This window comes from Blautia sp. TM10-2 (assembly GCF_003480845.1).
GTDB lineage: Bacteria > Bacillota > Clostridia > Lachnospirales > Lachnospiraceae > Fusicatenibacter > Fusicatenibacter saccharivorans.
Map to the genome: position 1 here is coordinate 1 of NZ_QUJZ01000008.1, position 12,427 is coordinate 12,427.

Sequence of the window (12,427 nt, forward strand, 5' to 3'; positions counted from 1 at the left end):
GAGCTGACTGTTACTAATCGGTCGAGGGCTTGACCTGAATGGTTGTGTTCACAGAAATGGAATGATAGATGTGTAGTGTATGCGGTTTTGAAGGTATATCGGAAAGGCCATCGGAGAAATCCGGTGGCTTTTTGTAATTATTTTCCGCAAAATACTTGTTTTTCGAAAAAGATTGTGTTATAGTAACGATTGTTAGGAAAAGATTCCTGAGGTATTCCTCGATAGCTCAATGGTAGAGCATTCGGCTGTTAACCGAAGGGTTGTTGGTTCGAGCCCAACTCGGGGAGCTAAGATGAAGAAGCGATACAGAAATGAGAAATCATAGCTGTATCGCTTTTTTGCTGTCTGTAGCCATTAAGAAATGCCATCTAACATTTTGACGGTTTTCCATAACATTTCTTCCTGTTCATGGAAAAAAGATTTCGTTATAATAAAATCAGACAGATCACGGAACATGTGCAGAGTCCGGAGTCGTGTCCAGGCGGAACTTTTTCCGATAGGCGCTTGGCGTCATGCCCTGCTTCTGGCGGAAGGCTTTGGTAAAAACTTCGGCATTCCGGTAACCACAGGAAAAAGCGACCGTTTCGATGGAGAGATCCGTATACGATAAAAGCTCGAGCGCACGCGTGATCCGGCAGGAAGAAAGATAGTCCTGCGGTGAGGTATGGAGATATTTTTGAAACAGGGTATAAAGGTAACTTCGGTTGATGCAGACATATCTGGCAATATCCGAGACAAGGATTTCATTGGAATAATTATTTCGGATAAACTCAACGGCTTTTTCCACGTAAAGATTGCCACTCTCCCGTGCAAAAGGGTCGGCAAGCGTGATTTCGCGGGAAAGAATTGAGAAAAACTGGTATAGACAGCCTTCCAGAAGATACTGGTCAGAGGTGTCATAGGTATTGTGCTTCTGCATCTGAAACAGGAGGGACTGCAGTTCACCGGAAAAGTTGCACTGGTAGACAGGGTGCTCCTCGGAAAGACCGAGTTCCTGTACATAAGAGGCAGCTTTTTCGCCGTCAAAACCGATCCAGAGATAGGTCCAGGGATCATCCGCATCGGCTTCATAGTAGGTGCGGACATTTGGCATCAGGAAAAAGCCCTGTCCGGCGGTTAAGCGGTAAGTGCGGTTTCCGATGGTAAAAATGCCTTTCCCGGAAATAATATAGTGGATCACGTAATTGGGGCGGACAGCCGGGCCGTAGCTGTGGAACGGCTGGCAGGCTTCGTAGCCGCAGAAGCAGAGATAAAGATCCGAAAATTTATGCTTTGGGACGGGAAGTGTCCAGGAAGTTTCCATAAGTATACCTCACAAAATGAATCATCAGAAAAGCTGGAATGTCACAAAGGATGAGATTCCGAAATATCAGTAAAATTATATCGTGTTTTGCAGGATACTGCAAGCCGCTGTAGGAAATCAAAGGCCCGGAGTAGCAGCCGTTGCGGTTCACACAGCACCGGAACACTTGCTGTTCGGGTATGTAAGAAAGTGATTTTGGTGTGAGCAGCCCGAAAAAATGCGATAAGATAAAGGAGAAAAAACCATGGCAATCAAAGTAAGTGAAAATGGACGGTTATTTACCCTCCAGACAAAAGACAGCAGTTACCAGATGTTCGCAGATGACAAAAATGTGCTTCTGCATCTCTACTATGGAGAAAAAATCGGTGAGGAAAATCTTTCCGGTCTGATTTTCTGTACGGATATGGGATTTGCAGGAAATCCGGAGGAAGCAGGCCCTAACCGGAAATATTCTCTTGATACACTTCCGCAGGAAATTCCGGGAAGTGGTGTCGGTGATTTCCGTGATGATATGATTGAGATCCGCCACGCGGACGGCAGCTTTGCAGCAGATTTTCGTTTCGATTCGTTCGAAATTCTGGATCATTCCTATGCTATTCCGGGAATGCCGGCGCTGTACGATACAGAGAAAGAAAAAGGCGAGACTCTTGTTATTACAATGACGGAGAAGGCTTCCGATATTGTGCTGAAGCTGTTTTACGGTGTATTTGAAAATGAAAATGTAATTACGAGAGCGGCAAGACTCGAAAATCACGGAGAAACGGCGATTGAGCTGGAAAAAATGCTGTCATTCAGCATGGATCTGATGTATGAAAATTATGAGATGATTTATTTCTCGGGTCGTCATGCGATGGAGCGCACGGCAGAGCGGATTCCGGTGCAGCATGCAAAAGTCGAGATCGGCAGCACCCGCGGTACATCGAGCCATCATTACAATCCGGCTGTGATCCTCTGTGAGGAGGGTGCGGGTGAGACACACGGTTCCTGCATCGGCGCATGCCTCGTTTACAGCGGAAACTTTGTTGCGGCAGCACAGAAGGATCAGAAAAATCAGACCCGTTTTCAGATGGGTATTCATCCGACCAATTTCTGCTTCCATCTGGAAAAAGGAGAGGCGTTCGATACCCCGCAGGCAATCTTAAGCTATTCCGGAACCGGCCTTACCAAACTGTCACAGCAGTATCATGAGATCATCCGCGAGCATATCTGCCGTGGCGCATACAAGCATGCCAAACGACCGATTCTGATCAACAACTGGGAAGCAACCTATTTTAATTTCAACGAAGAAAAAATCCTGAAAATTGCAGAACAGGCGCAAAAGCTTGGCATTGAGATGCTGGTGCTTGACGATGGCTGGTTTGGAAAACGAGAGGATGATAACAGTGGTCTCGGTGACTGGTTCGTCAACGAGAAAAAGATGAATGGCTCCATGGCGCAGCTTGCAGAAAAAATTCATAGGATGGGCATGAAATTCGGTCTCTGGTTTGAGCCGGAGATGATTTCCGAGGACAGTGATCTTTACCGTGCACATCCGGACTGGGCATTTGCAATTCCTGGCCGTGTGCCGAATCACAGCAGAAATCAGCTTGTACTTGATATGACGCGTGAGGATGTGCGTGAGTATCTGCTGGAGCGTCTGACAACCATTGTTCATGATGCAAAGATCGATTATGTCAAATGGGATATGAACCGCAGTGTCTGCGATGTTTACAGCCATATGGCAGCTCAGAACAGAAACGGGGAGCTGTATCACCGCTACGTACTCGGCGTTTATGATCTGCTCGAGCGTTTCCTTGCCGCATGCCCGGATCTGCTGCTCGAGGGCTGCAGCGGAGGAGGCGGAAGATATGATGCCGGTATGATGTATTATTCCCCGCAGATCTGGTGCAGCGATAATACCGATGCGATCAACCGCCTGTCTATCCAGTACGGAAGCTCGTTCTTCTACCCGATCAGTACCGTTGGTTCCCACGTTTCTGTATGCCCGAACCATCAGACCGGCCGTGTGACACCGTTCCGGACAAGAGGCGATGTGGCGCTGGCAGGAAGCTTTGGATATGAGATGGATCTGAATAAGATTTCAGAGGAAGAAAAAGAGATGGTAAAAGAGCAGGTTGCTGCGATGCATGAATATTACGAGCTCACACACGAAGGCCTGTATTACCGTCTGACCGGACTGAAAAAACAGGATTTCATGGCATGGGAGTTCGTGGCAAAGGATCAGAGCCGCGCACTGCTTACGATCGTAAAGACTGACGCAGAAGGAAATATGCTTCCGGTTCACACGAAAGTGTGCGGACTGGCAGAGGATAAGCTGTACCGCTGCAGCCTGGACCAGGAAGTCCGCCTTGGCCGTACCTGGAACCGTGCGGGGCTGACCCTGCATCAGGTGCTGGGAGAGTATGAGAGTATCCGGGTCGAATTTACAGAAGTAAAATAAAAAAGATAAGAAAAATCTTCAACTGGATTTGAGGGGGAGGGAACCTCAATCTGGTTGGAGATTTTTTTGCATAAAGAAAATCAAAGCAGGAGGGAAGGAACGCACTCTTTACAGTGCAAAAATAGTTGTGATACAATAAGCAAAAGAAATTTTCTGACAGAAAATAAAGACGGAACTGTCAAGAAAGGAAATTGTACATGAGAAACAGAAAAAACTGTTTAGCTGTTCTTCTGATGACAACTATTGTGGTAATGGGATGTGGCAACCAGCAGGTGGAAAAGGAGAATTCATCGGCTGTCTCCGAAAGAGCATCCAATGTCCAGGATGAGTCAGAAGATGGTGAAAAAGAGTTTCTTTCTACATACCAGAATATTATAATCACACTTCCAGAAGGCTGGAATGTAATGAGAGATGAGAAAATCCAATGTAGTTTCATATCGGAAGATGGGGAAAGTCTTGAGATATCGTATCGGGAAGGAATGGCAAAAGTAGCGCTTATGGATTTTCCGGAGGACGAAGAGAGCGCTGAAAATTTGCTCTACCCGAATGAAATAACAGGGGAAAACAGCATCAGCGATTTTATGGTGAAAACAGCTAACGAAGGAAAAGATAACGAGAGTTCCTTTTATCGTTTCCAGGTAAAAAATTCCCTGCAGATTCCGATTGCATTTTTCTGCGGGGTGAAAACGGAGAATGAAGGGTATCAGATCATATGGAAAAAAGGAAGCGGCAGCAACGATACACAGCAAATCGTGCCGGAAATACTGGAGTCTCTGCAGTTCCCGGACAATGAGCTGCTGACAGAAACATTTCAGACGGCCTGCCAGGAGCAGAAAAGAGCGCTGGAAGCAGAAAATAATTCGGATGGCGTGAAAAAGCAGAAGGGTAAGAAAACCGTCACCTGTATCTCACCGGTCAATGTACGTACAGAACCCAACGTCAGCACAAGCCAGGTTATCGGAGCTCTGACGACAGGGGAAGAAGTGGAAATGCTCGGAAAAGAGAACGGATGGTACAAGATTTCGTATGAGGGAAAAACGGCGTATGTGTACGAAGACTATGTGAAAGAAAAAGAAAATTAAAAAAGAATGATATTTTCAAAAAAGCTGCCGAAGCAAACAGAACCGGCAGCTTTTTTGAAATAATTTTGAAAAAGAAAAATCCCGGAAACTATCTGTTTCCGGGAAAGAAGAGGCGTCGACCGGATTTGAACCGGTGGATACTGGTGTTGCAGACCATTGCCTTACCACTTGGCTACGACGCCATATGACTCCGACGGGAATCGAACCCGTGTTACCGCCGTGAAAGGGCGATGTCTTAACCGCTTGACCACGGAGCCGAAGTTTTTGTTTTGTCTGCCGTGATTTTTGCTCAGCGACAAGTAGTATATTATCATAAGAAAACGAGTTTGGCAAGTGTTTTTTGAAAAAAAATCAAAAATTTTTGAGATTTGTGTTGCCGTGCATTCAGAAGGAAAAAATTTGCCGGGTCAGGGCATGGCTTTTCGATATTCTTCCGGTGACATACCAAAAGTCCGGCGGAAAATGCTGGCAAAATAGCTGGGGCTTTCAAATCCGGTATCCAGAGCAATTTCCAAGATAGAAAGCGAGCTGCCGGTAAGAAGATCTGCGGCTTGGGTTACGCGGTACTGGTTGATATAGGAAATAGGCGTTGTGTGAAAGTGCGTTTTGAAGAAACGACAAAAATATTGTGGATTCATATTGAGTATAGCAGCAAGATCTGAAAGACGGATTTTGGAATCATAGTTATCCTGAATATAACGTAAGAGTTTTTTACATTGATCAGATCTTTCTTTTTTACGAGTGCAGAGGGGTTCCGGATGAAGAAAAAGCTGGTATTGCGCCAGAAGTGCAAGAATCCGATACATGTCACTTTTGATCAGAAGAAACCAGCCGATGGGTTTGGTATCGTATGCATACAGGATTTCCTGGAAAAGCTCAGATAATGTCAGTACAAATGTTTTCTGTGTCTGAGAGGAGGCTTCAGCAGCAGAAAGCTCTTCCAATGGAAAAGCCGGAAGAAGCAGTTGATGAGAGAGCAGCGGACGAATCCAGTCTGCTTCACAGGAATCCAGATAGGCACATGAGAGAATTTCTGGAAGAAATACAAGGGCATGGTGAACCGAAGGGGTAGTTCCAATGCTGCAGAGCTGATGCAGTTCGTGACTGTTGATGAAAAGAAAAGTACCTTCGGAAATTGTCCGGGTTTCAGTTTTCAGTGTCAGAGTGAGAGTACCTTTTTCAACCCAGATCCATTCTAATTCTTTATGCCAGTGAAAAGGAACAGAGAGCCCGCCATGCGCATAATCCTGATGATAGATATGGAGCGGAACAGGTTCGGTTCCATGCACGGTAAAATCCCGGATTCCGCCAGAAAGAACAGGGGAACAAGATTCAGGAGAAAAGAGCTCTTTTGAACGTTCTTTTTTCATAAAAGTCAAAATCCTTTCATTAAATACGAAAATCAGGTTAGAAAATATAAGATAATATCATTATACTGCTCTTATAGGAAAAAAGAAAGAGAGGACAGAAAATGAAAAGAGAGTGGTGGCATAGCTTAACCGTATATCAGATTTACACCAGAAGCTTCTGTGACAGCAACGGAGACGGCATCGGCGATTTTGGAGGGATTCTGCAGAAGCTGGACTATCTGCAGGAGCTTGGTGTTGGAGCCATCTGGCTTTCGCCTTTTAACGATTCTCCTAATTACGACAATGGATATGATGTCAGTGACTATTATAAAGTAATGGAAGAAGCGGGCACAATGGAAGAGCTGGAAGAACTGATCGCAGCCTGTGAAAAGCGGGAAATTGTGGTCATGATGGATCTTGTTTTAAATCATAGTTCCCATCTGCACCCATGGTTCCTGGAAGCCAGAAAGGATCGAAACAGTAAATACCATGATTTTTACATCTGGAAGGAAGGAACGAAGGAGCAGCCGCCAGAAGGCGGCGGAGCATTCTTTGGAGGAAGCACCTGGGAATGGGTGCCGGAGGTTCAGGAATATTATTATCACAGTTTCAGTGTAATGCAGCCGGATCTGAACTGGAAAAATCCGTCGCTTCGGAAAGAGCTGTACCGGATGATCCAGTTCTGGATGGATAAAGGGATCCGTGGTTTCCGGCTGGATGCAATTGACAATATTGTAAAAGATGGACATGGAGGAAATGATACTCATTCGGAGCAGATTCATACATACTTAATGGAAATGAATCAGAATACGTATGGAAAATCAGAACAGATCCTGACAGTGGGGGAAACCGGAGGTGCTACGGTAGAAATGGCACAGCAGTATTCTGATCCGGAAAGCCAGGAGCTCAGTATGATTTTTCAGTTTGAACTGATGGGAATCGACGGCATCCGAAGTGGAAACTGGGATCCGAAACCGTATACGCTGCCGCAACTGAAGCAGCTCTTTGAAAAATGGCAGACGGGACTGGAAGAAAAAGGATGGAACAGCCTGTTCTGGGGAAACCATGATTTTCCGCGTGTCGTATCGCGCTTTGGAAATGACAGGGAACCGTATCGGGAAAAATCAGCAAAAATGTTGGCTGTCCTTCTCCATGGGATGAAAGGAACTCCTTATATTTACCAGGGGGAAGAAATCGGTATGACAAATGTGTCAGGGCTTCGGATCGAGGACTATCAGGATATCGAGTCTGTAAATTTTGCCGAAGACCGTAAAAAAGAAGGCTGGGAGGAAGAAAAAATTCGTACCTATCTTGCACGGAACAGCCGGGACCATGCGCGGACGCCAATGCAGTGGAATGCGGAAAAACATGCCGGATTTACAGCGGGAACACCGTGGATGGCGGAAAATCAGAATTACGAGGAGATCAATGTGGAAAACAGCAGAAAAAATCCGGATTCCCTCTTCTATTTCTATCAAAAACTAATTGCGCTGCGTAGGAAAAATGACACTCTTGTTTATGGGGATTTCCGTCTGATTGAGGAAGAAAATCCGGATATTTTTGCTTATGAGAGAAATCTGGGAGAGAAAAAGCTGATTGTGCTCTGCAATGTCCGGGATACCGCGGCAGAGATGAAAGCCCGATATGATTTGACAAAAGGAACGGTTCTGATTCATAATGATACAGAAAGCCTCACAAAAGAAGTGTGGAAGTTACAGCCGTATGAGGCGTATATGATTGAACTTCTGCAGTAAAAAGACAGAAATGAAAAGCAGCAGGAGAAGAAAACTGCAGGAGCAACTGGAAACAGGAGGGAGAAAATGTATCGCGTTCTTCTTGTAGAAGATGAAGAAATTGAACTGGAGACATTGCGGGATTATATTGACTGGAAAAAGAACGGGATTTCCAGAGTATTTACCGCGCGCAATGGCAGAAGGGCACTGGAGTGCCTGGAAGAAAATATGGCAGATATTGTGATTACGGATATTCAGATGCCAGGAATGAGTGGAATTGAACTGGCAGAGACGATCGTACGCCGGGGATATCCATGCAAAATTGTTTTTCTGACAGGATATGATGATTTTTCCTATATCCATTCCGCTTTTCAGGTGAATGCCGTGGATTACCTTTTAAAGCCATTTACGATTGAAGAAGTAGAAGCATGTCTGAAAAAAGTGAGAAGTGAACTGGAGAAAAGAGAGATAGCAGACTGGTCGCGGAAAACGGCGGCGAAGCAGTTGCTGGAAATGGCTTTGCGGGAAAAACAGGAAACAGAGCTTTTACGGAAAAATTTCCGTGGTGTATTTGGAGAAGAACTGGAAGAGTGCAGGTTTGGAATCATAGCGGTTTATGGAAAAACGGAAGAAAACATCTGTAGCCAAATTCAGGAAAAATACAAGGGCATCCGTTACATCAGCAAAACGGAACGGATCAGCATTCTGCTGCTGGCGGGGTATCTGTCGGTGAAAGATACGGCATTTCAGATCTGGAATGATTTGAAAGAAGACGCACCGAGAGCCGTTGGATGGTGCAGTGGAGCATGGACAGCTGACTGCCTGTACGAAAAGGCGGAAAAACTTCGGAACTGTTGTGTTCTGGCATTTCATATGGATCCACCGGAACTTTTCTGTGCAGATGAAAAAGAAACGGAAGAGGAAAAAGCGTATCATTTCCGGGAACAGAAGGAGCGGAGAGAAGAAATCTGTCGTCTGGTCAGCAACGGGAAAAAGCAGGAAACGCTGCAGACCATGAAAGATTATTTTCAACAGCTAAAGGGGCTTGCGCCGAAAACATTTGCGGGAGAAGTTTACAATCTCTATATGTATCTATGGAACCGTCTTGTTTTGAGCGATGAACTGCTGGAAAACTGGATGGAAGCAGAAAAAATTTTGAGAGAAAATGAAATTTTTGAAGCAAACAACAGTTATCAGATGCGGGAAAAGATGAAGCAGTATCTGGAACGGATGTTGGCATTTTTTGAAGAACAGAATCAAAATCCAAATTACTATGCCGTTTATCAGGTAAAAACATATCTTCAGGAGCACTGCTCGGAAAGCGCAGATATCGAGAAGCTGGCCGCGGAGGTCGGTTTGTCTCCGAATTATCTGAGGAGCCTGTTTAAAGAGGCAACAGGAAAAACGATTTTGGAATACAATACGGAAATGCGTCTGCAGAGGGCGGCGGAACTGTTAAAGAATAAGAAAAATAAAGTACGGGAAGTGAGTCTGGCGGTTGGATATGAAAATGTTTCTTACTTTGGCGTTGTTTTTCAGAAAAGATTTGGAGTGACACCAAATGAATATCGTAAAATGGTATAAAAATCGGAATTTTCAGTTTAAACTGGTGATCGGCTATCTGGTACTGGCACTGATTCCAATGCTGTGTGTTACCTGGTACAGTTATGGAAAAACAAGGAATGTGCTTCTTACTGAAGCATATCAGAGTGCAGAACAGGAAGCAGAACGAATTGAAAAAAATTTTTCTACGATGGTCGAGCCTTACGAAACAATTCTGGATGTGCTGTATGTGGATCAGATGCTGAGCGGATATTTGTTTCAGGATTACAGCAACGATTCTTATGAAGATATGTTTTACTATATTGATAAGAAGCTCAGCGAAATCTGTCTGATGAATGCAGGAATTTACAAAATCTGTTTTTACAGCAACAATGAAACGCTTCCGCAGGATAATTATTATTTTTATTCCATGCAGGATCTAGATCGGAGGGAATGTGTGCTGACATTTGATGCGATAGGGGAAACGGTATTCTGTGGGACATCTGGAGACGGAAAAGCATTTCATATGAATCGTCTGATGAATTTTTATCCACAGGGCGGGATGAAGGGCGTACTGTCGTTACAGATTGAAAATCAGCAGATACAGCCCCTCCTCGAAACAATAAATTCCACCGATGAAATTTATCTGGTGGATCAAAAAGGATATATTCTGGCTGCTTCCGAACCGGAAATGGCAGGCCTTCCGATCCGGACCAGAATGCCGGAAGAGGATCTGGAGCAGAAAGCGCAGATTGAGTTTGAGCGTGACGGCATTTCAAAAATCGGAAATATCCAGAGCGGAGTTTTCGGAACAAAAATTCTTGTGATTTCGGATAAGGAGACGGTTTTAAAAGACGCAAAAGCTGTTTCAAGAAGGATGATGTTCCTGATCCTCTGCAGCGCGGCTATGGTATTTCTCTGCATTATCTGTTACACAAGATGGATTTCCGCGCGGGTGCAGAAAGTGGTGTATGCAGCAAAACGGATGGGACAGGGAGAATTTGATTACCGTCTGGAAAATATGGGAGAAGATGAGATCGGACAGATCGGGCTGGCGTTTAATCAGCTCAGTGATCAGATTCAGGAGTTAATTCGGGAAAATTACGAAAAGAAAATCCGGATTCAGACGAGCGAACTGAATTTGCTGCAGGAACAGATCAATCCGCACTTTCTTTACAATGCACTTGCGGTTATTTCAGCACTGGCGATGCGGGAAGGTGGAAAACAGACGATGCAGGCGGTCAAAAATTTGTCCAGCTTCTACCGGATTTCCCTGAATAAGGGAAAACAGGTGCTTTCCATCCAGGAAGAGGTGGAACTGCTGCAGAGCTATCTGAAAATCCAGCAGATGCGTTTTCGGGACAGCGTACAGGTGGAGTATGAAATTGCAAGAGAAGTACTGACATATCGAACCATTAAACTTCTTCTGCAGCCGCTGGTTGAAAATGCCATTCACCATGCGAGAAAAGAGGAAGAAGTTCTCCACATTGCGGTCAGAATTCAAAAAGAAGAAAGGGATGTGGTATTCCAGGTGACAGATGATGGATGTGGAATCGAGGCGGAAAAACTGATTAAACTGCGAAGTTCTCTGCGGCGCTCAGAGGAAGGATATGGACTGAGAAATGTTGCAAACAGGGTTCGTCTGGCTTATGGAGAGGATTATGGTGTCCGAATAGAAAGCCAGGAAGGATATGGAACGACAGTTTCTGTCAGAATTCCAGTAAACGAATAAAAAATCAAACAAAGCAGAAATAACTTCGTATTGTTTGCATAGAAGAGGAAACAGAAACCGGCTGATAAAGGTGATTTTGCCCGTCAGCCGGTTTCTGTTTCGTTAGATATTGACAGAAATCGTAAGAAAACAACAGAATAAAAAAGAGAATTATAAAACTCCGTTAAATCGAGATAGAAATCATAAAAAAGTGAGATTGTTGCAGGACAGACTATCCATTAGAATGGAAACATAGACAGCAAGAGTGTACAAGATGAACAAAAAGAAGAAAGAAGGAGAAGGCATGAAAAAAGAAAACGTGCATGCAAAGCACAAAAAAAGCCTCGCGGAACGGTTCTGGAAACAGAAATATCTGTTTTTACTGCTGCTTCCATCGTTGGTATGGGTCATTCTGATCTGCTATGCACCAATGACAGGACTATATATGTCCTTCATCAACTACACGCCGCAGGGTAGCGGCTATTTTGCGGATATGGCGAATTCGCAGTTTGTCGGTCTTGACTGGTTCAAGTATTTCTTTTCCACAGATTTCACAAAAATCATGAGAAACACACTGGCAACCAGCTTACTGACACTGTTATTCTCATTCCCGCTGCCAATCATTCTGGCGCTTTGCCTGAATGAAGTTCGAAACCAGAAGGCAAAGAAATTTGTACAGACCGCATCTTATATTCCCTATTTTATTTCCTGGGTTATTGCGGCAAACATTTTCCTTACATTCCTTTCTTCAGACGGCGTCATCAACAATCTGTTAAAATTCTTCGGATTAACCGATGAGTCGATTCTGTTTTTCCAGAAAGGACCATATTTCTGGTGGATCATCGCGATCGCAAATGCGTGGAAGGTACTTGGATACAATGCGATTATCTATATGGCGGCAATCTCCGGCATCAGCCAGGATATGTATGAAGCAGCGGATGTGGATGGTGCGACGAGAATGCAGAAGATTCTGCATATCACACTTCCGGCATTAAAGCCGACCATTATGATTCTTCTGATTCTGGCAATCGGAGGTGTTCTGAATACAGGATATGAGCAGCAGCTGTTGATGTCTAATGATGCTATTTTAAATTATTCTGATGTACTTGATACGTATGCATACCGCTATGGTCTGAAAAACGGAATGTATTCTTACGGTACTGCAGTAGGATTCTTTAAATCCGCAGTCTCCTTCATTCTGGTCATCAGTGCAAATGCACTTTCGAAGAAATTCAGTGATGATAATACGGCACTGTTTTAGGAGGAA

General features: G+C 44.5%; 8 protein-coding genes and 3 tRNA genes. 7 read left to right on the forward strand and 4 right to left on the reverse strand.

The genetic code is table 11. From position 1 onward, the window contains the following. The first annotated feature begins 215 nt into the window (after positions 1-215). Positions 216-287 (forward strand) — tRNA-Asn (locus DXD92_RS09195). Positions 288-445: 158 nt separating this feature from the next. Here the strand turns inward: DXD92_RS09195 and DXD92_RS09200 are convergent. After that, a complete protein-coding gene (locus DXD92_RS09200) occupies positions 446-1,303 on the reverse strand; it encodes an AraC family transcriptional regulator (protein ID WP_117802316.1) in 858 nt (285 codons plus the stop codon). A 244-nt stretch (positions 1,304-1,547) separates the two neighbouring features. Here DXD92_RS09200 and DXD92_RS09205 point away from each other — a divergent pair, with 244 nt between their 5' ends. Together DXD92_RS09205 and DXD92_RS09210 are read left to right on the forward strand one after the other, a co-directional pair. Further along, a complete protein-coding gene (locus tag DXD92_RS09205) occupies positions 1,548-3,743 on the forward strand; it encodes an alpha-galactosidase (protein WP_118640441.1) in 2,196 nt (731 codons plus the stop codon). A gap of 197 nt (positions 3,744-3,940) precedes the next feature. Continuing rightward, positions 3,941-4,825 (forward strand): SH3 domain-containing protein, encoded by an 885-nt coding sequence (locus DXD92_RS09210; RefSeq protein WP_118640442.1) that lies wholly within the window; start codon positions 3,941-3,943, stop codon positions 4,823-4,825. 110 nt (positions 4,826-4,935) lie between these two features. Here DXD92_RS09210 and DXD92_RS09215 read toward each other — a convergent pair. From DXD92_RS09215 to DXD92_RS09225, 3 genes are all read right to left on the reverse strand, one after another. After that, positions 4,936-5,007 (reverse strand) — tRNA-Cys (locus DXD92_RS09215). 3 nt (positions 5,008-5,010) lie between these two features. Then, positions 5,011-5,082, reverse strand: a tRNA-Glu gene (locus DXD92_RS09220). A gap of 150 nt (positions 5,083-5,232) precedes the next feature. Continuing rightward, complete coding sequence (locus DXD92_RS09225; protein WP_022461721.1) at positions 5,233-6,195, reverse strand: AraC family transcriptional regulator; 963 nt, start codon at positions 6,193-6,195, stop codon at positions 5,233-5,235. A gap of 101 nt (positions 6,196-6,296) precedes the next feature. On the opposite strand from DXD92_RS09225, the gene DXD92_RS09230 reads away from it, so the two are divergent. The 4 genes from DXD92_RS09230 (at position 6,297) to DXD92_RS09245 (ending at position 12,421) form a co-directional block, all read left to right on the forward strand. Continuing rightward, the gene (locus tag DXD92_RS09230; protein WP_118640443.1) at positions 6,297-7,928 is read left to right on the forward strand and encodes a glycoside hydrolase family 13 protein; all 1,632 of its coding nucleotides are present in this window, start codon (positions 6,297-6,299) and stop codon (positions 7,926-7,928) included. 66 nt (positions 7,929-7,994) lie between these two features. After that, entirely contained in the window at positions 7,995-9,491 is a 1,497-nt protein-coding gene (locus tag DXD92_RS09235; protein ID WP_118640444.1) for a response regulator transcription factor, read from the forward strand. Then, entirely contained in the window at positions 9,469-11,181 is a 1,713-nt protein-coding gene (locus tag DXD92_RS09240; RefSeq protein ID WP_118640445.1) for a sensor histidine kinase, read from the forward strand. Before DXD92_RS09235 ends, DXD92_RS09240 begins: the two co-directional genes overlap by 23 nt. 283 nt (positions 11,182-11,464) lie before the next feature. Next, complete coding sequence (locus tag DXD92_RS09245; protein WP_117509885.1) at positions 11,465-12,421, forward strand: ABC transporter permease; 957 nt, start codon at positions 11,465-11,467, stop codon at positions 12,419-12,421. Positions 12,422-12,427 lie beyond the last annotated feature (6 nt).

Excerpts from the sequence above, each read along its gene's own strand:
- DXD92_RS09200 (WP_117802316.1), bottom strand. The coding sequence starts at position 1,303 with ATGGAAACTTCCTGGACACTTCCCGTCCCAAAGCATAAATTTTCGGAT.
- DXD92_RS09205 (WP_118640441.1), top strand. The coding sequence starts at position 1,548 with ATGGCAATCAAAGTAAGTGAAAATGGACGGTTATTTACCCTCCAGACA.
- DXD92_RS09210 (WP_118640442.1), top strand. The coding sequence starts at position 3,941 with ATGAGAAACAGAAAAAACTGTTTAGCTGTTCTTCTGATGACAACTATT.
- DXD92_RS09225 (WP_022461721.1), bottom strand. The coding sequence starts at position 6,195 with ATGAAAAAAGAACGTTCAAAAGAGCTCTTTTCTCCTGAATCTTGTTCC.
- DXD92_RS09230 (WP_118640443.1), top strand. The coding sequence starts at position 6,297 with ATGAAAAGAGAGTGGTGGCATAGCTTAACCGTATATCAGATTTACACC.
- DXD92_RS09235 (WP_118640444.1), top strand. The coding sequence starts at position 7,995 with ATGTATCGCGTTCTTCTTGTAGAAGATGAAGAAATTGAACTGGAGACA.
- DXD92_RS09240 (WP_118640445.1), top strand. The coding sequence starts at position 9,469 with ATGAATATCGTAAAATGGTATAAAAATCGGAATTTTCAGTTTAAACTG.
- DXD92_RS09245 (WP_117509885.1), top strand. The coding sequence starts at position 11,465 with ATGAAAAAAGAAAACGTGCATGCAAAGCACAAAAAAAGCCTCGCGGAA.